Source organism: Actinoalloteichus hoggarensis, from assembly GCF_002234535.1.
Classification (GTDB): domain Bacteria; phylum Actinomycetota; class Actinomycetes; order Mycobacteriales; family Pseudonocardiaceae; genus Actinoalloteichus_A; species Actinoalloteichus_A hoggarensis.
Genome location: NZ_CP022521.1, coordinates 3639040 through 3663240, shown reverse-complemented (window position 1 = coordinate 3663240; position 24201 = coordinate 3639040). Strand labels below are relative to the sequence as shown.

Sequence of the window (24201 nt, the reverse complement as noted above, 5' to 3'; positions counted from 1 at the left end):
GTTCCGACGCCGAGTCGCCCGCCACTCCTGCCCGAGCCGAGCCGCGGGACGGGCCGGACGCGCCTGCGAGCGACGTGTCCACCCGCGCGATGGTGATCTTCGCTCACGGCATCGCCGCCGACGACGGGCTGCTGCACGTGACCTCGCAGTACGGCCGGGTGTGCACGTACGACCCGGTGACGCGGGCCGTGCGAGTGCGGGCCGAGGCACTGGACGGGCCCGCGGGCCTGGCCGTGCGCGGCGACGGTGTGCTCGTCGTCGCCGGGGCGGGTGCGGGTCGGGTGCTCGCCATCGACGAGGACGACGTCGTCACGGTGCTCGTCGACGGGCCTCGACCACCCCGTCGACGTTGCCTTCGACGACCGACAGCGGTGCTACGTCAGCGACGAACGACGTGGCGCGGTGCTCCGCGTCGACGGCGGCGAGGCGGTGCCGGTGGCCGACGGACTCGGCGCCCCGCAGGGGCGGGCGTTCCGGGACGGCGAGCTGTTCGTCGTCGAGACCGGGCCCCGGCTGCCGCGGGCGGTGGACCCGACCACGGGACAGCGGCGGATCGACGTGGCAGACCTGCCGGTGGGCCTGCCGTCGGGGGTCACCCGAGCCGAGCCCGCCCTGTTCTGCCACGGCCTGCCCGGGCTGCCTCGACGGTTCGCCGGACTCGCGGTGGACTCGACCGGGGCGCTCTACCTCTCGGCCGACGGCGAGGGCAGCGTGCTGCGGCTGACTCCGCGCCCGGCGGAGCCGAGTCGGGATCGCTCCGAGGACGCCTCGGCGACCGCCGATCAGGAGCGGGTGATCCCCGGGGAAGACGCCGACTGAACCGCACCGGTCCTGCCCCGCACGCGGCGGGGCGGGACGTCGGCCTCCCGACGTCGTCGGACGCCGACGACCGGGCGGCACACCGGCGTCGGACGCCGACGACCGTCGAGGATGCGAGTGTCACGGCGGTCCGCAGGCGTCCCAGGGAGCCGTCCGTCCCGCTGGGATGGCGGGGTCGACGCCTGCGCCGCACGCCGGGCCGTCCCGCTCCGGAGGCGGTGCGACCTGTGGCGCCGAACGCCGGCCGTCCGGGCACGTCAGCACCGTCTCTCGGGACACCGCGACCGCCGCCCGTCGGCGACTCGACGTCGCGGCGGGAGTCTGATCGCCGTCGTGCCGACGGGCTCCCCCGCCGATCCGCGTCCGCCGTCGTGTCTCGGCCTACGAGGCGGCGGCGGACGTGCGCCGGTCCCGCTGCGGTGGCCCGACGTCGACGAGGAGACTCCGCGCCTCGGCACGGTGACCGATGTCGTCGGGATCGTCCGTCACCGCGTCGTCCGTCACCGCGTCGTCATAACGTGCAGCGGGCGGTCGCCTCGGATCAGGCAGGACGCAGCCGCCGCACAGGGGACGTCGTCAGGACAGCGCGGGCTCCGGCAGCCGCGCGGGGTCGACCGCCGAGGCGCGTACTCGCGCGGTGATGCCCTTGGCCGCGCGGTCGTAGTAGGTGTCGTCGCGGTGCATCACGGACTCGGCGTTGGCCAGCTCCATGAAGGCGATCATCTCGAAGACGAGCTGGCCGACGTCGACGTCTTCGCGAAGCTCGCCGGTCCGCTGGGCCTCACGGGCCGTCTCCTCGAGGAAGCGCGTCCAGTCGGACCGGGCGGTGGCGACGGCATCGTGCACCGGCCCCTCGCGGGTGTCGTACTCGGCGGAGACGGCGTAGAAGAAGCAGCCGCCGGGGAACACGCGGTCCCGGGAGTAACGCAGCCACGAGGTGCACGCCGTCCAGAGCCTGCCGAGCCCCGGCGGCAGGCGGAGCGCGGGTGCGACGACGTGCTCGACGTAGATCGCGACCGCCGCCCGGACCGTGGCGACCTGGAGGTCTACCTTGGACCCGAAGAGGGCGAACACCCCGCTCTTGCTGAGCTGGAGTTCGGTGGCGAGACGGCCGAGTGAGAGTCCGCCGAGCCCTTCGACGGACGCCGTGTCCACACTGCGCCGCAGGATCAGCCTGCGGGTCTGATTGCCGCGTTCGACCCGTCCGTCGCCGTCGGAGTGCGCTCGTGCTGCCATTCCCGTGCCTGCCTGTCTGCTGGGCCGAGACCTCGTGTGCCTGAACGCGGCAGTGTACTGAAGACGCGGCTGGTCGTGCGGTGCTCATGGCCGGGTCCGCCCCGGTTCGGCCCGGCGATCGGCGTCGACGCGGTCGGGCGGCGTCGCCTGCGCGCCGGCCCGGCGGCCCGCTCAGTCGGCCGAGACCGGGGCGGCGACGGGCGCGGTGGGTCCGTCCCGCCGCGTCGCGTCCTCCGCCACGAAGTCCAGCACGGTGCGGATGACCTCGTCATCGCCGAGGATGCGTCGGTGGCCCAGTCCGGTCGTGATGACCAGCCGGGCCTGGTGGCCCAACGCGGCGGCGATCCGCCGTCCCTGTGTCACCTCGATCCGGTCGTCGTGCTCGTCGTGGACGACCAGGGCGGGTATCGCGACCGCCTCGGCGGCGTGGGTGATCGAGAACGGCATTCGGTCGGCGGGCAGGTCGGGGAAGAGGCGCGCGCCGATCTCGCGGAGCAGCTGCGCCTTCAGCGGGTCGCGGATCTTCAGGATGGCGCAGAACTCGTCGACCAGGTGCGCGAAGTCGCAGACCCCGCTGATGCTCACGAGCCTGCGTGCCTCGACGCCGCCGTGCGCCAGCGAGTAGAAGGCCCCGAGCACGCCCACCGAGTGGGCGACGATCGCCTCGAAGACGCCGTGGCGCTCCTGGAGTCGGGAGAGGATCTCGCGGTAGTGGTGGATGGTGGCGCTGCGGCCGGTGGAGTCCCCGTGGGCGGGCGCGTCGAAGGTGATGACGCTGCGGCCCTGTTCGAGGAGGCCGGGCACGAGGTCGGTCAGGCGCGATCCTCGGGACTGCCAGCCGTGGACGAGCAGCACGGGCCGTTCGCCGGTGCCCCAGCGGTAGACCGACACCGCCGAGCGGTTGATCCGCAGCTGCTCGCGGCGTGCCGTACCGAGCCGCTCGCGCTCGGCCGGGCGCAGGGAGCTGCGGGCCATCGGCATGCCGAACAGTTGGAAGGCGCCCTTTCCGGCCAGCGATCCCGAGACGCGGGAGAGGCTGTTGAGCGTGGCGCTGGCGAATGACTTGACGGCGTCCATGGCCGGTACTCCTCGATCGGCGGCGACTGCGGGCGATAAATTAGCACGAACGACCGTGCTGTTATCTTAGGCGGCCGAGCGCGTCCGGTCCGCTCGCGTGTTCGGCGCATCACCGTGTCGCAGGCCCGACGGCGTCGCGAGGGGCGACGGCGCACCGGGGGTCTCGGCGGGCCAGAGTCGGCGGCGTGGGGCTGCGGGCGCGACGCCGGAGGCCGCCATCAAATCATTCTTTGACGTCTATTCCTTCAGTACTCATCGAAAATAAGCTGGAAGCACGGCGGTCGCCGATCGGAACACCGAGGACCGCGTCACCGAACGCGCCCCGGCACGCGGCGACCCGCCCGATCACGCGCCAGACGCGGACGCGATCGTCCTCCTTCGAGGAACGCGCGGGACGTCGCCCCGGCGACGAACAGTTCGAATACCGAGACGAGCCGGTTCCGTCGCCGATCGCGCCGCGCCGGACCGGGCCACCCCACGGGCGACCCGTCCGGTGACCACAGGCCCGAGAGCGAGGCGGCGCCGGCACTGTCGTTTCGGCGTTCCCGACTCGGCTCGCCGACGAAGACGGCGGAATTCGGTCCGAACACCGCCGTCGTCGACCGCCGCGCCCACGCGCTGTCGAACACCGGCAGTCCGCGCCGCCCCGGCCCGGCCCGCGCAGGGCCCCACCCGAACGGCGACGACCGGAGATCAGGACGGGTCGCGGACCAGTTCCACCACGGGAATCACCCGAGCGGTCTTGCTCTGGTACTCCGCGAACTGCGGGGCCACGGTGCTCTGCGTCGCATAGATCGCGTCGCGCTCCGCGCCGGTGATGACCGTGGCGGTCACCGGGAACGTCTCGGTGCCGATCTCCACGGTGGTCCTCGGCTTGGCGACGAGATTGTGGTACCAGGCGGGATGCTTCGGGTCGCCGCCGTTGCTCGCGAAGATGAAGAGGCGGCCGTCGTCCTCGAGATAGACCAGCGGCGCGATGCGCTCGGTACCGGACCGCGCGCCGACGTGGTGCACGAGTGCGAGCGGCGCGCCCTCGAACATCCCGCCGACCCGTCCGCCGTTCTCCCGGAACTCCTTGATGACGTGCTCGTTGATCTTCGTGAGCTCTTGAGGGGTGGTCACGTGATGCTCTCCAACCGAATACGTCGGGCTGCCCTGGACGACAGGAGAGGACGCCACGACGAAGACGGATATTCCCGATTCGAGGCCGATGTGATCCGGTGCTCGCCTGTCGACCCCGGTCCCGGCCCGTTCCGCGCGGATGCGCGCCGAGCCCACCGCGTCCGGCGGTGCCGAGGTCGGGTGCGAACCGCCGCCCGAGGGGGCACGGGTCCGTCCGGCCGCGGCGGATGACGGCGAGTCGACGAGGTCGGTCCGGTGCGAAGGGCGATCAGCGGCCGGCGCGTCGTCGCTGATCGACCCCCTGACCGATCCTGCGCAGGATCGCGTCCCGGGACTCCGTGACCTCGACCCGCAGCGCGTCGACGTCGACTCCGACCAGCGAACCCGCCCACTTGCGCGGCACGCCGTCCACCAGCACGGCCTCGACGTCGGCCGGGCTCGCCCCGAGCACCAGCGTTCCGACCGCGTCGTTGAGCGGCATCGTCGCGACCGACTCCGCGTTCACCAGGATCACGTCCGCCCGCTTGCCCGGTTCGATCGACCCGGTCCGATCGGCCAGCCCCAGCGTGTGGGCGCCGTGCAGCGTGGCGAAGTCCAGGACGTCGCGGGTGGTGATCCGTGCCGCCGGTGCCGTCCGGTCGGGAGCACGCTCCACCGCCCGCATCCGCTGCACGGCGAGCAGCGTCCGCATCTGTGTGAACATGTCGCCCGCCAACGCCACCTCGACGTCGACGCTCAGGCCGGGGCGAATCCCGACGGCGAGGGCCTCGTCGATCGCGGGTACCCCCGACTCGAGCCCGATCAGCGGTTCCGAGGTCGGCGCCAGCGCCACGGTCGCCCCCGCGTCGCCCGCCGCCCGCCACGCCTCGTCGGTCAGGCCGGTGGCGTGGATGAGCATGACCCTCGAGTGCAGGATGCCGCGCCGCGACCAGTCGAGGACGGCGTGCGAGGACGTGGCGCCGAAGACGGCGTCGACACTGACGCCGATGTCCAGGGACTCCGCGACCGAGGCGAGCCGCGGCCCGTAGGCCAGGCGATCACCGGCGATCTCCTCGGTGGCCAACGCGGCCAGACCGACGGTCAGCCTGCCCCGCGCCGCGCCCTGATACCGCGACACGACGCGGGCCAGGTCGGCGGGCCACTGCCCGTCCCAGTCGCCGAAATGCGGGGCCATCGAGGCGTGCACGCCTCGGATACCCGTGTCGACCAGTCCCGCGACGGCGGCGTCGGTGTGCGCGGCGCTTCGGGCGTTGTGCGAGAAGTCCAGCATGGTGGTGATCCCCGCGTCGAGCGCCGCCAGCGCCGCCAACCGGGTGCCGATCAGCATGTCCTCCGGGGTGTACGCCGGGGCCGCGCGGCCGAGGGTGCTGGTCAGATAGGAGCCGAGGTCGCCGACGTCGGTGATGCTGCGGCGCAGCTGGGACTGCCATGCATGGCGGTGGGTGTCGACGAAGCCGGGCGCGACGATGCGGCCCCGGGTGTCGACCACGACGGCATCGGCGAGACGATCGGCGAACTCGGGAGCGTCGCGGACGTGCCGTCCGACGGCGAGGATCACGCCGTCGTGAACGAGCACGTCGCCGGAGTCGAGATCGCCGAGCACGGGGGAACCGGTGACGATCGCGCCGCCGGTGAACAGGAACGTGGTGGGGTCGACGCCGCTCAGCGGCGGCAGTGGTGTCGGCATGGGGTCGATCTCTCTTCTCGGCGCGGAGTGTCAGGGGCGGCGGCGCAGGGTGTAACCGGCGTGATGCAGCACGTCCCCGGTGAAGGTGCCGAAGGCCCAGAAGCCCAGGTCGTCCTGATAGTCGATGCGGTCGCCGTCGATGCGGTACCGGCCCTGGAAGGCGTGCTCCCGGCCGCCGCGCGTCTCGTCGTATCTGCCGTCGGCGTCGAGGTGCTGATGCAGGAAGCCGGTCTCGTCGATCCAGGTGCCGACCCGGCGTTCATCGACCTGCCAGACCGCGGCCGGCGGGGACGCCTCCCTGCCTCGGCGCGGCCTGCCGCCCCAGTGCACGATCTCGCCCCTGTCGAGGGCGGCGCCGAGGACGGCGGGCTCCGCCGCCAGACGGACGACGGCCGCCGGGATCGTCGCCGTCCCGGCGTCGGCCAGGACGAGCAGGTTCGCCTCGCCGCCGGGCACGAGCGTGCCGAGGGCGTCGGCCCGTCTCGGTCGCGGCGCGTGCCGGGCGAAGAGGTCGACGACGGCCGGGGTGATCACGGTGTCGCGACAGTCGACGACGATGGCGTCGTCGTCGGCGGCGGCGGTGAGCAGGCCGGGGCCGATGCCGTAGATCGTCTGCTCGCCGACGAGGACGTCGCCGGACTCGATGTCGCCGAGAAGCGGATCGCCGGTCAGGATGCGTGCTCCGGTCAGCAACAGCGGCCGGTGCGGTCCCCGCCGCCGTGCCGCCTCGATCTCCTCCGCCGCGGCGGGTGAGAAGTCCGGCCTGCGATACAGGATCATCCCGGCGTGATGCAGGACGCCGTCGACGAGGTCGCCGTCGGCGGTGAAGCCGGTGTCGTCCCGGTAGTCGATGTGGTCTCCGTCCCGCGTGTAGTGGCCCTGGTAGGCGTGCTCGTCCTCGCCCCTGGCCTCGTCGTAGCGTCCGTCGGGCAGCAGCCGATGCCGCACCCGCCCGTCCTCGGTCACCCAGAGCCCGCAGTGATCCGGTGTCCGCATCGAGAGTTCTCCTCGCGTCGTCGTCCGTGTGGTGCGGCTTCGATCGTCGGTTTCGGCTGTCCGGTGAGGAAGGCCGCCTTCCGGCGGGGAGCGGCACTGCCCGGATGCTCGGGACTCGACAGCCTGGCCGTCGACCGGCGGTCGCTCGGCGCGACGAGCGGAGCGATGAGCGGGCGGACCCGATGTCCTGTTCGCCGGTGCCTCCCGTGCACCGGCGGATGGTCGGGCGGCGCCCGTTCGCCCGATCGCGGGCACCGGGACTCGGGACGCGGCAGTCGGACGGCGCGGCCGCCCGGTGGCGGCGCGTCTGGTGGCGGGGCCTCCGGCGGTGCGCCGTCCCGCCGTGGCCACCCCGTTCCGGGATGCACGGCCTCGGCTTGCGGAGCAGGGGGCCGAACCGGTCACCGAGGGTCCGCGACCGGCTGACGAAACACCACGCCGACAGGGTGACGCACCGGTATTCCGTTGATCTTCCACCGTAGCCCGGCGGCGGCGAAGGCCCTGGTGAGAGGCCTAGGGGTTCTGGACAGGGGTACTCGGTCCCGTCCTTCTGTGCAACTCTGGCGTGACTGAGCGCGACCATTGCCGTTCGTGCTGTCCGCAGTCGAATGGGCTCACTCGTTGTTCGCGGTGACCGGTGCGGGGAGAAGGAGCGCAGAACACGATGGTGCGTAGTTCGGGTGTCGATCGGCTGCCGTGGACGTTGTCCGGCAGCGGTGCTCAGTCGGTGCGCGGCCAGGCGGGACTACTGCTCGCACACCTGGACGCGACACCGGACTGGCGTCCCGTCGACGTCGGCCACACCCTCGCCCAGCGGCCCGCCGCCGGGCCCTGGCGTGCCGCGCTCGTCGCCGGGGAGGCCGCCGACTTCCGCACCGGACTCCGTGGACTGGCCGCCGGGCACAGCGCGCCCGGCCTGGTGGAGGGGCCCCGGGTCGGGGACTCCGTCGCCTTCGTGTACTCCGGACAGGGCTCGCAGTGGCCCGGCATGGCGCGGGAGCTGTCGGCGTCCTCCTCGGTGTTCCGCGCGCGCATCGAGGACTGTGCCCAGGCGTTGGAGCCGTTCCTCGACTGGTCGCTGCTCGACCTGTTGCGCGGGGCGGCTCCGGAGCTTCCGCTGGATCGCGCCGACGTCGCGCAGCCCGCCCTGTTCGCGGTGGGCGCGGCCCTGACGGCGCTGTGGCGTTCCTACGGGGTGGAGCCCGCGGCCGTCGCGGGCCACAGCCTCGGCGAGATCCTCGCGGCCGAGGCGTCCGGCGCGCTCTCGCTCGACGACGCCGCCAGGGTCGCGGCGTTGTGGAGCCAGGCGCAGGTGACGTTGGCCGGGCGCGGCGAGATGGTGTCGGTCCGCGCCTCCCGCGCCGAGGTGACCAAGCTGCTGCGTCCCTGGGGTGACGCGCTCGGCGTCGCCGCGGTGAACGGGCCCGCCGCCGTGATCGTCTCCGGTGACGCCGACGCCGCCGCCGAGTTCGTGGCCGCCCTGCACGCGGACGGGATGACCGCGCGCCCGGTCGCCGTCGGCCTGGCAGCGCACTCCGCGCACATCGACGACATCCTGCCGCGCCTGCGTGACGATCTGGCCGCGTTGCGCCCGCGGGAGCCCGAACTGCCGTTCTACTCGGCGCTGCACGGCTCCCGGCTGCCCGAGGGCGAGCGGCTCGACGCCGACTACTGGTGCCGCAACCTCCGCGGCACCGTGCGATTCGACGAGGCGACCAGGGCGATGCTCGCCGACGGCCACCGGGTGCTGCTGGAGATGAGCCCGCATCCGGTGCTCACCGCCGCGATGCAGGAGATCGTCGAGGCCGCCGAGGTCACCGCGTCGGTGCGGGGCGCGCTGCGGCGTGATCAGGCCGACCTCGGCCGAGTGGTGCACTCGCTGGCCGAACTGCACGTCGACGGCGTCGGGTTCGATCCCTCGGTCGTGTTCGCGGGCCACGGCCCGCTGCTCGACCTGCCTGCCGTCGCCGAGGACGCCGCGACCGACGAGACCGTGTCACCGGCCGAGGCGCTGGCGTCGCTGTCCGACGGGCAGCGGCGGACCGCGTTGCTGGACCTGGTTCGTCACGAGGTTGCGGTGACGCTGGGCCGTGCCGACGGGCGGCTCGTCGATCCGAGCACGCCGTTCCGCGATCTCGGCTTCGACTCGATCACCGCGGTCGAGATCCGCAACCGCGTCGGCGTCGCGACGGGACTGACCCTGCCGTACACCCTCGCCTTCGACCACCCAACCCCCGCCGCGGTCGCCGACCACCTGCATGCCGAGTTCTTCGGCGTCGCCGACGTCGGCGACGTCCCGCCCGCGGTGTCGGCCGGTGCCGACGATCCGGTGGTCATCGTCGGCATGGCCTGCCGCTTCCCCGGCGGCGTCTCGACGCCGGAGGAACTGTGGCGGCTGTGTGCCGACGGCGTCGACGTGGTGTCCGACTTCCCCGCCGACCGCGGTTGGGACGTGGCAGGAGCCTATTCGCCGACGATCGAGCGACCCGGCCAGTTCTACCAGGGCGAGGCGGGCTTCCTGCACGACGCGGACCTCTTCGACGCGGAGTTCTTCGGGATCTCCCCGCGTGAGGCGCTGGCGATGGACCCCCAGCAGCGCCTGCTGCTGGAGACCTCCTGGGAGGTGTTGGAGCGGACGGGCATCGACCCGGCCTCGCTGCGCGGCAGCCGGACCGGCGTGTTCATCGGCGCCATGACGATGGACTACGGGCCTCGCCTGGACGCCGCCTCCGGGCACGAGGGCCACCTCCTGACGGGCAACACCGGCAGTGTCCTCTCCGGACGCATCGCCTACACGCTCGGCCTGGAGGGCCCGGCGGTGACCGTCGACACCGCGTGTTCGTCCTCGCTGGTGGCGCTGCACCTGGCGGTCGCGGCCGTGCGGGCGGGCGAGTGCACCTCGGCGTTGGCGGGCGGGGCGACCGTCATGCCGAGCCTCGGCATGTTCGTGGAGTTCTCCCGACACGGCGGGCTCGCGCCGGACGGGCGCTGCAAGCCCTTCTCCAGCACCGCCGACGGATTCGGCCTCGCCGAGGGTGTGGGTCTGTTGTTGGTGGAGCGGTTGTCGGATGCGCGGAGGCTGGGGCACCGGGTGTTGGCGGTGGTGGCGGGTTCGGCGGTGAATCAGGATGGTGCGTCGAATGGGTTGACGGCGCCGAATGGTCCGTCGCAGCAGCGGGTGATTCGGCAGGCGTTGGCTTCGGCGGGGGTGGGTCCGTCTGAGGTTGATGTGGTGGAGGCGCATGGGACGGGTACTCGGTTGGGTGATCCGATCGAGGCGCAGGCGGTGTTGGCGACCTACGGGCAGGGTCGTGAGCGGCCGTTGTTGTTGGGTTCGGTGAAGTCGAATCTGGGTCATACGCAGGCGGCGGCGGGTGTCGCCGGGGTGATGAAGATGGTGCTGGCCATGCGGCACGGCATCGTGCCGCCCACCCTGCATCTCGACGAGCCCAGCCCGCAGGTCGACTGGTCCGCGGGCACGGTGGAGCTGGTGCCCGAGGCAGTCGAGTGGCCGTCGACGGGTCTGCGACGGGCCGGGGTCTCCTCGTTCGGGATCTCCGGCACGAACGCCCACGTGATCCTGGCGGAACCACCCGGACCGGTACCCGTGTCGGAGCCCACGACGGAGTCCGAGCCGGACGAGTCCGCGGCGGCACACCAGCCGGACCGCGACACCGGACGACCCGTCGGCACCCCGGCGGCCGTCGAACCCGGCGCCGAGCCGACCAGTACCGAGCCTCCTCGATCGGAGCCGACCGGAATCGAACAGGCGACGGCCGAGACGGCCCGGCCGGACGCGGCCCGAGGCGAGACTCCCGAGGCGGACATCGCCGAAGCCGGTGTCGAGCCCGCCTCCCGCGACGCGGCCGAGGTGTTCTCCTGGGTCCTCACCGCGAAGTCGGCGTCGGCGCTGCGCGGCCAGGCGGAGCGGCTGCTGGGCTTCGTGCGCGAGACGGACGGCGATCTCGCCGACGTCGCGCACTCCCTGGTGACGACGCGGTCCGTGTTCGACCACCGCGCCGTCGTCGTGGGCCGCGACCGGGGCGAACTGACCGAGGGCCTCGCCGCGATCGCCGCCGCCCGATCCTCGGCGTTCGCGGTCACCGGCTCGCCGGTGCTCGGGAAGTCGGCCGTGCTGTTCACCGGCCAGGGCGCCCAGCGAGCGGGCATGGGCCGGGAGCTGTACGCGAGCGAGCCGGTCTTCGCCGCCGCCTTCGACGCCGTCTGCGCCGAACTGGACCCGAGGCTGGACCTGCCGCTGCGCGAGGTCGTCTTCTCGGACGACCACGAGCTGCTCGCCCAGACCGCCTGGACTCAGGCGGCGTTGTTCGCCGTCGAGGTCGCACTGTTCCGGCTCGTCGAATCGTGGGGGGTGCGTCCCGACGTGGTCGGCGGCCATTCCATCGGAGAGGTCGTCGCGGCGCACGTCGCGGGCGTGCTGACGCTCGCGGACGCCTGCACGCTGGTGGCCGCCCGAGGCGCGCTGATGCAGTCGCTGCCCGCGGGCGGCGCGATGGCGTCGCTGCGTGCGAGCGAGGAGGAGGTCCTCCCGCTGATGACGGCGGGCGTGTCGATCGCCGCGGTGAACGGACCGCGCTCGGTGGTGATCTCCGGCGTCGAGGCCGAGGTGTCGGCGCTGGCCGCGCGTTTCGAGAAGTCCCGGCGACTGCGGGTCAGTCACGCCTTCCACTCGCCGCTGATGGAGCCGATGCTGGCGGAGTTCTCCGAGGTCGTGCGGACACTGGAGTTCCACGCGCCCCGGATTCCCGTGCTCTCCGACGTCACCGGCGGTCTGGCGGAGCCCGAGGTGGTGTGCGACGCGGCGTACTGGGTGCGGCACGTGCGCGAACCGGTCCGTTTCGCCGACGGTGTGCGCACCCTCCAGGACACCGGCGTCTCGGTGCTGCTGGAGCTGGGGCCGGCCGGAGTCCTGTCGGCCATGGCGGCGGAGTCGCTGCGGGCCGCCTCGGTCGCCGTGCCGTCGCTGCTGCCCGACCGTCCCGAGGCGTCCGCGCTGCGCATGGCGGCGGCGCGACTCTTCGCCCTCGGCGTTCCGATCGACCGGGCCGTGCTGGGCGCGGCGGGCAGGCGGATCACGCTGCCGACGTACGCCTTCGATCGCACGCGGTACTGGCTGGAGCCCCGGACCGCCGCCGCGGCCGGCGCCGACGGCGAGTTCTGGGACGCCGTCGACCGAGAAGACCTCGACGCCCTCGCCGACTCGCTCGACCTCGGCGAGGAGGAGCGGGCACCGTTGCGGGAACTGCTGCCGAGGCTGTCCTCCTGGCGGGAGCGCGGCCGGCGTCGATCCCGAGTGGACGGTCTGCGCCACCGGGTGGTGTGGCGGCCGACGCGGCAGGCCTCGTCGGCTCGACTCACCGGCAGCTGGGTACTGGTCTCCGGTGGCGACGACGAGGACGTCGCCACCGCGCTGGCAGCCGCGGGCGCCGACGTCGTCCGGCTCGCCCCCACCGAGCTGAGCACGGGAATGCCCGCCGACTGCGCCGGTGTGGTGAGCACCGTCGGCCTGCGGGACACCCTGGCGGTCGTCCAGGAACTCGGCGACCGCACGACGCCGCTGTGGTGCCTGACACGCGACGGCGTGGCGGCCCCCGGCTCCGACGGGCCCGTGGAACCGTGGCAGGCGGCGGTGTGGGGACTCGGGCGGGTGGCCGCGCTGGAACACCCTCGGCTGTGGGCCGGGTTGATCGACCTTCCAGCCCGCCCCGACGAGGCGACGCTGCGCAGACTCGCCGCCGTGCTGGCCGACCCCGCCGGAGAGGACCAGCTCGCCCTGCGGTCGTCCGGCACGTTCGTACGGCGGCTGCACCGGGCGCCGTCGACCAGGGGCGACGGCGGACTGCCCACGGGCACCGTCCTCGTCACCGGCGGCACCGGGGCGCTCGGCGCCGCCGTCGCCCGCCTCCTCGCCCGAAACGGTGCCGACCGGCTCGTCCTGACCAGCCGCCGGGGTGTCGACGCTCCGGGCGCCCCCGACCTCGCCGCCGAGCTGCGGGCGATGCACGTCGACGTCGACGTGGTGGCCTGCGACGTCGCCGACCGCGCCGCCGTCGCCGACCTGCTGGCCGCACATCCGATCGACGCGGTGTTCCACGCCGCGGGCGAGATCGCCGACGGCGTGCTCGCCACGATGACCCCCGAACGACTGGACCGACCGCTGGCCGCCAAGGCTCGGGGCGCCGCCCATCTCGACGAGCTGACCCGAGACCGAGAGCTGTCGGCCTTCGTGGTGTTCACCTCGGTGACCGGCGTCCTCGGCACGGCGGGGCAGGCGAACTACGCGGCCGCCAACGCCTTCCTCGACGCGCTCGCCGAACGCCGCCGCGCCGAAGGGCTGCCCGGGACGGCGATCGCCTGGGGACCGTGGGCCGGGGAGGGCATGGCGGCGGGTGCCGTCGGCGCCCGGCTCGCAGGCGACGGGCTGCGTCCCCTGTCGGTGCCCGCGGCCCTTGCCGCGCTGCGGAACGTGCTGGAGCGCGACGAGACCGGGATCACCGTCGCCGACGTCGACTGGGCGCGATTCGCCGCGCACTTCACCGCGACCCGGCCGAGCCCGCTGCTGGCGGACCTCCCCGAGGCCGCCGCACCGGCCGACGACCGCGGCGCCTCGGTCGGGCCCGCCGCCCTGGACGCGGCCGACCGCGGTCGTGCCCTGCTGGACCTCGTGCGCACCGAGAGCGCCGCCGTGCTCGGCCATCGCTCCGGTGCCGACATCGACGTGCACCGCGTGTTCAAGGACCTGGGCTTCGACTCCCTGACCGCCGTCGCCCTGCGCAACCGGATGAGCGCCGCGACGGGCGTGACGTTGTCGGCGGCCGTGGTGTTCGACCACCCGACGCCCGCCGCGCTGGCCGCCCATCTCGACCGGGAGATGACCGGCCGTCACCCCGAGGACGCCGACGCCCCGCCCGCCGTGGCGGAGGCGGACGACCCCGTGGTGATCGTCGGCATGGCCTGCCGGTTTCCCGGCGACGTGCGCTCTCCCGAGGACCTGTGGCGGCTGCTGTCGCACGGCGAGGACGCGATCGGCGAGTTCCCCGCGGACCGCGGCTGGAACCTCGACGACCTCTACGACCCGACCGCCGAACGCGCCGGGACGAGTTACACCCGCGCGGGCGGGTTCCTGCCCGACGCCGCCGACTTCGACGCCGCCTTCTTCGGCATCTCGCCTCGGGAGGCGTTGGCGATGGACCCGCAGCAGCGTGTGCTGCTGGAGACGTCCTGGGAGCTGTTCGAGCACGCGGGGATCCGCCCGGCCGCCCTGCGGGGCGAACGGGTCGGAGTGTTCGTCGGCACCAACGGACAGGACTACGTCACCGACCTCGCGCAGCTCCCACCCGACGTCGAAGGACACGCGCTGACCGGCAACACCGCCAGTGTCGTGTCCGGCCGCATCGCCTACACGCTCGGCCTGGAGGGGCCCGCGGTCACCGTCGACACGGCATGCTCGTCGTCGTTGGTGGCGCTGCACCTGGCCGTGCAGGCACTGCGCGGCGGCGAGTGCACCGCCGCCATCGCCGGCGGCGTCACCGTCATGTCCCGGCCCGGCGTGTTCGTGGAGTTCTCCCGGCAGCGCGGGCTGGCCCCGGACGGCCGCTGCAAGTCCTTCGCCGCCGCGGCCGACGGCACCGGGTGGTCCGAGGGCGTCGGCCTGCTGCTGGTGGAGCGGCTGTCCGACGCGCGGCGTCTCGGCCACCGGGTGGCCGCGGTGGTGCGCGGTTCCGCGGTGAATCAGGACGGCGCCTCCAACGGACTCACCGCGCCGAACGGGCCGGCTCAGGAACGGGTGATCCGACAGGCGTTGGCGAACGCGGGACTGTCCGCGGCCGACGTCGACGTCGTGGAGGCCCACGGCACCGGAACCCGTCTCGGCGACCCCATCGAGGCCCACGCCCTGCTGCGCACCTACGGGCAGGACCGGGAGCGGCCGTTGTCCCTGGGGTCGGTGAAGTCGAACCTCGGGCACACACAGGCGGCGGCCGGTGTCGCGGGCGTCATGAAGATGGTGCTGGCCATGCGCCACGGCATCGTGCCGCCCACCCTGCATGTGGATGAGCCGACGTCGCAGGTGGACTGGTCGGCCGGTGCGGTGGAGTTGGTCACCGAGGCGCGGCCCTGGCAGACCGACGGCCGGCCGCGTCGTGCGGGGGTGTCGTCCTTCGGGGTCAGCGGCACCAACGCCCACGTCATCCTGGAGGCGCCGCCCGAGTCCTCGGCCGCCGTGCCTCGGCGGCAGGCGGCCGGGGAGCCCGCCGCCTCGGCGGTGGTCCCGTGGGTGCTCACCGGCACGTCGGCGGCCGCCGTGCGCGGCCAGGCCACTCGGCTCGCGGAGTTCCTGCGTGAACGCCCCGCGCTGTCCCCGGTGGACGTCGGGACCGCATTGGCGGCGCGATCGCCCTTCGCGCGGCGGGTGCTGCTCGCCGGGGCGGACCGAACCGCACTGCTGGCAGCCCTGGCCGAGGTGGCCGCGGGCCGAACGAACCTCGAACAGCCCTCGGTCGGCTCGGGTGTGGTGTTGGTGTTTCCGGGTCAGGGTTCGCAGTGGGTGGGGATGGCGGTGGGGTTGGCGGCGGTGTCGTCGGTGTTCGCTGCTCGGCTGGGTGAGTGTGCCGAGGCTTTGTCGGAGTTCGTGGACTGGTCGTTGCCTGATGTGTTGGGTGATGAGGTTGCTCTGTCGCGGGTTGATGTGGTGCAGCCGGTGTTGTTCGCGGTGATGGTGTCGTTGGCGGAGTTGTGGCGTTCGGTGGGGGTGGTTCCTGCTGCGGTGGTGGGGCATTCGCAGGGTGAGATCGCGGCGGCGGTGGTGTCGGGGGGTTTGAGTCTGCGGGACGGCGCACGGGTGGTGGTGTCGCGGAGTCGGTTGATCGCGGGTCTGGGTGGTGGTGGGGGCATGGTGTCGGTGAGCCTGCCCGCCGCCGAGGTGGTGGGTCTGCTGCCCGCCGGGGTGTCGTTGGCGGCGGTGAACGGTCCGTCGTCGGTGGTGGTGTCGGGCCCGCGAGCGGCGCTGGCCGAGCTGGTCGCCGACTGTGAGTCGCGGAACGTGCGGGCGCGGTGGATCCCGGTGGACTACGCCTCCCACTCGGCGGCGATCGAGGAGATCCGCGACGAACTGATCACCGTCCTCGCCGAGATCGACCCGCAACCCTCGACGGTGCCGTTCTACTCCTCGGTGACCGGCGCGCCGAGAGCCACCGAGACCCTGGACGCGCGGTACTGGTTCGACAATCTGCGGGAGACGGTGCGGTTCGATCGGGCGGTCGAGTCGTTGTTGTCGGATGGTCTCGGCGTGTTCGTGGAGTCCAGCGCGCATCCGGTGTTGACCTACGGGGTGCAGGAGGTCGCCGACGGTCGCGCCGACGACCAGAACACCCTGGTCGTCGGGACCTTACGTCGGGATGACGGCGGGTTGGATCGGTTCCTGGCCTCGGCGGGGGAGCTGTTCGCCCACGGCATCGACCTCGACCTCACACCGTTCCTGACGGGCGGCCGACTCGTCGAACTGCCGACGTACGCCTTCCAACGCCGACGCTACTGGCTCGACACTCCCGCAACCACCGGCGACGTCGACGCCGTCGGCCTCGACGCCGCCGACCATCCCCTGCTCGGCGCGACCGTCCCCGTCGCGGGAACGGACGGACTGATCCACACCGGGCGGATCTCCGTCGCGGAACAGCCCTGGCTGGCCGACCACGTCGTCGACGGCGCGGTGATCCTCCCCGGCACCGCCTTCGTCGAACTGCTCGTCAGGGCCGGCGAGCCGCTCGGCTGCACCCGGCTGCACGAGTTGACGTTGCAGACGCCGATGGTGGTGCCCGACTCCGGAGCGCTACGCCTCCAGGTCGTCGTCGGCCCGTCGGACGACGACGGCGCCCGACCCGTCGGCGTGCACACCCGAGACACCGACGACGCCGCCGCCCACTGGACCACCCACGCCACCGGGCTGCTGCTGCCTGCCCCGCCGCAGGCCGACTTCGCGCTGACGCAGTGGCCGCCGACCGGCGCCGACCCGGTCGACGTCGAGCACGTGTACGGCGGATTCGCCGAGATCGGCATGCACTACGGCCCCGTCTTCCAAGGACTCCGCCGCGCGTGGCGCCGTGCCGACGAGATCTTCGCCGAAGTGGTCCTCACCGAGGAGGACGGCGCGACCGCGCACCGGTTCGGCGTGCATCCCGCGCTGCTGGACGCGGCGCTGCACACCTTCGCGCTCGCAGGCATAGGCCCGCAGGAGCCGATCCTGCCGTTCGCCTGGTCCGACGTCCGGTTCTTCGCCGCGGGAGGTGCCGCACTGCGGGTGCGGGTGCGTCGACTCGGCGACGACACGATGTCGATCCAGGTCGCCGACGCCGCCGGCGCCCCGGTGCTGTCGGCCCGATCGCTGACCGTGCGCCCCGCGACGGCTGCTCGGCCCGGCACGGCCCGCCGCGACTCCCTGTTCCGCGTCGAGTGGCTGCCCGCGACGGGCGGCGCCCGACGAACCCCGGTGTCGGTGATCGACTGTCACGAGCGCGACCCGCGCACCGCCGTCCACCGCGTGTTGGCCGACCTTCAGGCCCGGCTGGCCGAGGACTCGGACGACCGACTCGTCGTGCTGACCCGAGGCGCCGTCGCCGTCACCCCGGAAGAGACTCCCGACCTCGCGGGAGCGGCCGTGTGGGGGCTCGTGCGATCGGCGCAGGCCGAGCATCCCGGCCGCATCGTGCTACTCGACTCCGACGGCACCGCCGACCCCGCGCTGTCGGCCGCGCTCGACGAGCCGCAGGTGGCGGTGCGCGGCGAGCAGCCCTTCGTCGCGCGACTGCGACGGGTGTCCGCCGAGGGCGCCGCCGCCTGGACCGCCGCGGGACCGACCCTGATCACCGGCGGCACCGGGACGCTGGGCGCCGCCGTCGCCCGACATCTCGTCGCCCGACACGGCGTCCGCGACCTCGTGCTCGTCAGCAGGCGGGGCCCCGCCGCACCGGGGGCGCTGCGACTGCGTGACGAACTGGTCGGACTCGGCGCGGCCGTCGCCGTGGTCGCCTGCGACGTCTCCGAGCGCGACCAGGTCGCTCGACTGCTGGCCGACCACCCGGTCGACGCCGTGGTGCACGCGGCGGGGACCCTCGACGACGGCGTGGTGTCCGCGTTGACCCCCGAGCGCGTCGACGCGGTGTTCGCCGCGAAGGCGGACGCGGCCTGGCACCTCCACGAACTCGCGGGCGAACTGTCGGCGTTCGTGTCCTTCTCCTCGGCCGCGGGCGTGATCGGCAGCGCGGGTCAGGCCAACTACGCGGCGGCCAACGCCTTCCTCGACGCCCTGGCCCGACACCGACGAGCGCAGGGGCTGCCCGGACAGTCCCTGGCCTGGGGTCTGTGGTCGCAGACCAGCGAGATGACCGGCGCGCTGGACGCCGCGGACGTGACACGCCTGCAACGGGCAGGCATCGCCCCCATGTCCACCGAGGACGGCCTGGCACGGTTCGACGCCGCCCTCGGCGTCGACGACGCCTCGCCCGTGCCGTTCCGGCTCGACCTGACGGCCTTCCGGCATGAGGTGCCGCGCCTGTTCACCGACCTCGTGCCCGCCCGCAGGCGGGCGACCCCGGCGACCGCCACGACGCTGTCCGAACGCCTGGCGGGGCTGGACGACACCCGAGCGACCGCGCTGCTCGTCGACCTGGTGCGTGCCCAGGCGGCCCGGGTGCTCGGGCACGCCACACCCGAGGCCGTCGACACCATGCAGCCGTTCCAGCTGCTCGGCTTCGACTCGCTCACCGCAGTCGAACTCCGCAACCGGCTCAACGACGAGACCGGACTGCGGCTGCCCGCGACGATGGTGTTCGACCACCCGACCCCGGCAACCCTCGCCGACTTCCTCCGCGAGCGGCTCCTCGGCACCGCCGCCGCACCCGCACCCGAGGCGCCCACGACGCCGCTCTCGGACGACCCGATCGTCATCGTCGGCATGGCCTGCCGTTTCCCCGGCGGCGTGACCGACCCCGACGGCCTGTGGCGGCTGCTCGCCGACGGCGGCGAGGTCGTCGGCGACTTCCCGACCGACCGAGGCTGGGACCTCGACGAGCTCTACGACCCCGAGCCCGGCGTCCCGGGCAGGAGCTACACCCGTGCGGGCGGGTTTCTGGCGGATGCGGCGGATTTCGATGCGGGGTTCTTCGGGATCTCGCCTCGGGAGGCGTTGGCGATGGATCCGCAGCAGCGGTTGTTGTTGGAGGCGTCGTGGGAGGTGATCGAGCGGGCGGGGGTGGATCCGGTGTCGTTGCGGGGGAGTCGGACCGGCGTCTTCACCGGGCTGATGTACCACGACTATGCGTCCCGGCTGCCGCGAGTACCCGCCGACGTCGAGGGATACGCGGGCAACGGCAACGCGGGCAGCGTCGCCTCCGGCCGAGTGGCCTACGCCCTGGGCCTGGAGGGGGCCGCCGTCACCGTCGACACGGCCTGTTCGTCCTCGTTGGTCGCGCTGCATCTGGCCGCGCAGGCGCTGCGGGCAGGCGAGTGCGACCTCGCGATCGCGGGCGGCGTCACCGCCCTCGCGACGCCGGGCGTGTTCGTGGAGTTCTCCCGGCAGCGTGGACTGTCACCGGACGGCCGGTGCAAGTCGTTCGCGAACGCGGCGGACGGCACCGGCTGGTCCGAGGGTGTGGGTCTGTTGTTGGTGGAGCGGTTGTCGGATGCGCGGAGGCTGGGGCACCGGGTGTTGGCGGTGGTGGCGGGTTCGGCGGTGAATCAGGATGGTGCGTCGAATGGGTTGACGGCGCCGAATGGTCCGTCGCAGCAGCGGGTGATTCGGCAGGCGTTGGCTTCGGCGGGGGTGGGTCCGTCTGAGGTTGATGTGGTGGAGGCGCATGGGACGGGTACTCGGTTGGGTGATCCGATCGAGGCGCAGGCGGTGTTGGCGACCTACGGGCAGGGTCGTGAGCGGCCGTTGTTGTTGGGTTCGGTGAAGTCGAATCTGGGTCATACGCAGGCGGCGGCGGGTGTCGCCGGGGTGATGAAGATGGTGCTGGCCATGCACCACGGCATCGTGCCGCCCACCCTGCATGTGGACGAGCCGACGCGCGAGGTGGACTGGTCGGCCGGTGCCGTGGAACTGGTCACCGAGGCGCGGCCGTGGCCGATTGACGGTCGGCCGCGTCGGGCGGGGGTGTCGTCCTTCGGGGTCAGCGGCACCAACGCCCACGTCATCCTGGAGGCGCCGCCCGCGCTGGCGGCTGCCGAGTCCGACGGCGATCCCGCCGCGTCCGACGGCGACGGCGATCCCACCGCACCCCACGGCGATCCCGCCGCGCCGCCGCTCGTCCCCTGGGTCCTCACCGGCCGGTCGCCCGCCGCCCTGCGTGCCCAGGCCGACCGGCTCGCGCGCCTCCTCCAGGACCGGCCGGACCTGCGCCCGATCGACGTCGGATCATCCCTGGCCACATCGCGATCGCTCTTCGACCACCGGGTCCTGCTCACCGGTTCCCACCGGGACGACTTCGCAGCTGCGCTCGCGGAGATCGCCGCCGGCGCGGTGCCGTCCGAGGAACGCCGAGCGGGCTCGGGTGTGGTGTTGGTGTTTCCGGGTCAGGGTTCGCAGTGGGTGGGGATGGCGGTGGGGTTGGCGGCGGTGTCGTCGGTGTTCGCTGCTCGGCTGGGTGAGTGTGCCGAGGCTTTGTCGGAGTTCGTGGACTGGTCGTTGCCTGATGTGTTGGGTGATGAGGCTGCGTTGTCGCGGGTTGATGTGGTGCAGCCGGTGTTGTTCGCGGTGATGGTGTCTCTGGCCGAATTGTGGCGTTCGGTGGGGGTGGTTCCTGCTGCGGTGGTGGGGCATTCGCAGGGTGAGATCGCGGCGGCGGTGGTGTCGGGGGGTTTGAGTCTGCGGGACGGCGCGCGGATCGTGGTGTCGCGGAGTCGGTTGATCGCGGGTCTGGGTGGTGGTGGGGGCATGGTGTCGGTGAGCCTTCCCGCCGCCGAGGTGGTGGATCTGCTGCCCGCCGGGGTGTCGTTGGCGGCGGTGAACGGTCCCACGTCGGTGGTGGTGTCCGGTTCCGAACAGTCGCTGGCCGAGCTGGTGGCCGACTGTGAGTCGCGGAACGTGCGGGCGCGGTGGATTCCGGTGGATTACGCCTCGCATTCGGTGTTGATGGACGCGTTGCGCGACGAACTGCTCGACGTCCTCGCCGGGATCGAACCTCGATCGTCGACGGTGCCGTTCTATTCGTCGGTGACCGGTGCCGCGAAGGACACGGCCTCGTTGGACGCGCGGTACTGGTTCGACAATCTGCGGGAGACGGTGCGGTTCGATCGGGCGGTCGAGTCGTTGTTGTCGGATGGTCTCGGCGTGTTCGTGGAGTCCAGTGCGCATCCGGTGTTGACCTATGGGATCGGGGAGGTCGTCGAGGAACACGGGGCCGAGAACGTCCTGGTCGTCGGGACCTTACGTCGGGATGACGGCGGGTTGGATCGGTTCCTGGCCTCGGCGGGGGAGCTGTTCGCCCACGGCGTCGATCTCGACCTCACACCGTTCCTGACGGGCGGCCGACTCATCGACCTGCCCACCTACCCCTTCCAACGCCAACGCTACTGGCTCGACACGCCGAAGGGCTTCGCGGGCGACCTGACCTCGATCGGGCAGCGGGACACCGACCATCCGCTGCTCGGGGCCGCCGTCCCGCTGGCCGACTCCGGCGGGGTGGTGCTCACCGGACACGTGTCGATCGAGACACACCCGTGGCTGGCCGACCACGCCGTCGCGGGCACCGTACTGCTGCCCGGCACCGCCTTCGTCGAACTCGCCGTCCGCGCAGGCGACCAGGTGGGCTGCGGGCGTGTGGAGGAACTGACCCTGGAGGCACCGCTCGTCCTCCCACGTCACGGCGCCCTCGCCCTCCACGTCCTCGTCGGAGCCCAGGACGACGCCGGACTTCGACCGGTGAGCGTGTACTCGCGGCGCGCCGCCGACGACACGGCCTGGACCTGCCACGCCGTCGGGCAACTCGGCGCCGACGTACCCGGCCGAGACCTCGACCTGACGGCCTGGCCCCCCGCCGCGGCGACGGTCGTGCCGCTGGACGGCCTCTACGAGCGGCTGCACGACCGGGGCTACGAGTACGGGCCGACGTTCCAGGGGCTCCGCGCGATGTGGCGCACCGAGAAGGAGGTCTACGCCGAGGTCACGCTGCCCGACGACGCGATCACGGATTCGCCCGCGTTCGACCTGCATCCGGCGCTGCTCGACGCCGCACTGCACCCCGCGGGCGCCGCCGCAGCCACCGACGACGTCCGGCTTCCCTTCAGCTGGTCCGGCGTCTCGGTCCACGCCGTCGGCGCCCGATCGCTCCGCGTCCGACTCACCCTGCGGGGCGAGGGCGTGGTCTCCCTCGACGCCGCCGACCAGACCGGCGCCTCCGTCGTCTCGGTGGAGTCGCTCGCCCTGCGACCGGTCGCCCCCGAACAGCTCGCCGTCGCCTCGACCGACTCGCTCTACCAGCTCGACTGGTCGGGACCGCGGGAGATCAACCCCAGCGGCGCCGCCACCGGTCGCTGGATCGGCGGAGCCGACGACCTGGCCGCGCCGCCCGGCGAGTCCACTCCGGACGTCCTGCTGCTGGACGCCGCCCGCGCGGGCACCGCCGACACGCCCGCACGCGCCCGACGGGCCGTCGGCACCGTGCTGGACGTCCTCCGCGACTGGCTCGCCGACGACGACCTCGCCGACACCCGCCTGGCGGTGGTCACCCGATCCGCCGTGCGCGCCGTCGACGACGACGTGCCCGACCCCGCCGCGGCGGCGGTCTGGGGGCTGGTGCGCTCCGCGCAGACCGAGAACCCGGACCGGATCGTGCTGCTCGACGTCGACGAGCCCGCCGACGACCGAGTCCTCGTGGCGGCGGCGATGACAGGCGGGGAGCAGGCCGCGATCCGCGCCGGGCGGCTGTACCTGCCGCAGCTGGTCCGCGGCGGGCCCGCCGAGTCGGCGGCGCCCTCGTGGGGACCGGCGGGGCGCGTCCTGATCACCGGCGGCACCGGCACGCTCGGCGCCGCCGTCGCCCGGCATCTGGTGTCGCGACACGGAGTCCGCAGCCTGGTGCTCGCGGGCCGCCGGGGCCCGGACGCCCCGGGCGCCGCCGCGCTGCGCGAGGAGCTGACCGGCCTCGGTGCCGACGTCGTCGTCGAATCCTGCGACCTGGCCGACCGTGCGGCCGTGGCCCGGCTCCTCGCCGCACACCCGGTCACGGCGATCGTGCACAGCGCGGGCGTGCTCGACGACGGGGTGGTGTCCGCGCTGACCCCGGAGCGGGTGGACGCGGTGTTCCGACCGAAGGTCGACGCGGCATGGCACCTGCATGAACTCGCGGGTGAGGTGTCGGCCTTCGTGCTGTTCTCCTCGGCGTCGGGGGTGTTCGGGACGGCGGGCCAGGGCAACTACGCGGCGGCCAACACCTTCCTCGACGCGCTCGCCGAGCACCGGCGGGCGCGGGGACTGCCCGCGCATTCGCTCGCCTGGGGCTGGTGGGCCGCCACCAGCGAGCTGACCGCCCGACTCGGCACCGCGGACCGGACCCGGCTGACCCGGCGTGGCGTGGTGCCGCTGTCCACCGAGGAGGGACTGGCCCTGTTCGACGCCGCCGTCGCCGGGACGCGACCCGTGGTGCTGCCGGTGCGGCTCGACCTGACCGCCACACTGCCCGCGGTATGCCGAGGGTTGCGTCGCGCCGCGCGCCGCACCGCCGCGGCACCCGCGGCGGGCGAGGCGACGCTGCTCGACCGTCTCGCCAGGCTCGATCGATCCGACCGAGACGCGGCCCTGCTGAATCTGGTGCGCACGACGGCGGCGGCGGTGCTCGGCCACCCCACCCTCGGGGAGGTCCGCCCCGCCCGCGCGTTCAAGGACCTCGGCTTCGACTCGCTCACCGCCGTGGAACTGCGCAACCGGCTCCACCGCGAGACCGGCCGACGCCTGCCCGCGACGCTGGTGTTCGACTACCCGACGCCGCAGGCGATCGTCGGATTCCTCACCGACGAGTTGTTCGGCACCGCACCCGCCCAGTCCCCCGTGCTCGCCGATCTCGACCGGCTCGAAGCCGGCCTGACCGACGACCTCGACGAGGAGACGCGGTCGACGATCACCAGCAGGCTGAAAGCCGTGATCGCCAGGTGGGCGGGCGACGCCGCGGACGGCTCGTTCGTCGACCGGCTCGACACGGCGTCCGACGACGAGATCTTCAGCCTGATCGACAACAGGCTCGGCCGACCCTGAC

Annotated in this window: 7 protein-coding genes; 2 read left to right on the top strand and 5 right to left on the bottom strand. The window is 73.2% G+C overall.

Annotated elements, in window-relative coordinates; translation table 11 throughout:
- Positions 1-402: 402 nt before the first annotated feature.
- Positions 403-819 carry an SMP-30/gluconolactonase/LRE family protein gene (locus AHOG_RS29130; RefSeq protein ID WP_169725783.1) on the top strand — a complete coding sequence of 139 codons (417 nt, stop codon included), beginning with the start codon at positions 403-405 and terminating at the stop codon, positions 817-819.
- Positions 820-1395: 576 nt separating this feature from the next.
- Here AHOG_RS29130 and AHOG_RS15665 read toward each other — a convergent pair.
- From AHOG_RS15665 to AHOG_RS15640, 5 genes are all read right to left on the bottom strand, one after another.
- Positions 1396-2055, bottom strand: coding sequence for a TetR family transcriptional regulator C-terminal domain-containing protein (locus tag AHOG_RS15665; protein ID WP_093942019.1), 660 nt, complete (start codon positions 2053-2055; stop codon positions 1396-1398).
- A gap of 171 nt (positions 2056-2226) precedes the next feature.
- Positions 2227-3132 carry an alpha/beta hydrolase gene (locus AHOG_RS15660; RefSeq protein ID WP_093942018.1) on the bottom strand — a complete coding sequence of 302 codons (906 nt, stop codon included), beginning with the start codon at positions 3130-3132 and terminating at the stop codon, positions 2227-2229.
- Between the two features lie 693 nt (positions 3133-3825).
- A complete protein-coding gene (locus AHOG_RS15650; protein ID WP_211290409.1) occupies positions 3826-4254 on the bottom strand; it encodes a nitroreductase family deazaflavin-dependent oxidoreductase in 429 nt (142 codons plus the stop codon).
- A gap of 268 nt (positions 4255-4522) precedes the next feature.
- Complete coding sequence (locus tag AHOG_RS15645) at positions 4523-5941, bottom strand: amidohydrolase family protein (protein ID WP_093942016.1); 1419 nt, start codon at positions 5939-5941, stop codon at positions 4523-4525.
- Between the two features lie 30 nt (positions 5942-5971).
- Complete coding sequence (locus AHOG_RS15640) at positions 5972-6937, bottom strand: Atu4866 domain-containing protein (protein WP_311770143.1); 966 nt, start codon at positions 6935-6937, stop codon at positions 5972-5974.
- 664 nt (positions 6938-7601) lie between these two features.
- On the opposite strand from AHOG_RS15640, the gene AHOG_RS29985 reads away from it, so the two are divergent.
- Positions 7602-24200, top strand: coding sequence for a type I polyketide synthase (locus tag AHOG_RS29985; protein WP_281258024.1), 16599 nt, complete (start codon positions 7602-7604; stop codon positions 24198-24200).
- The last annotated feature ends 1 nt before the right edge of the window (position 24201 follow it).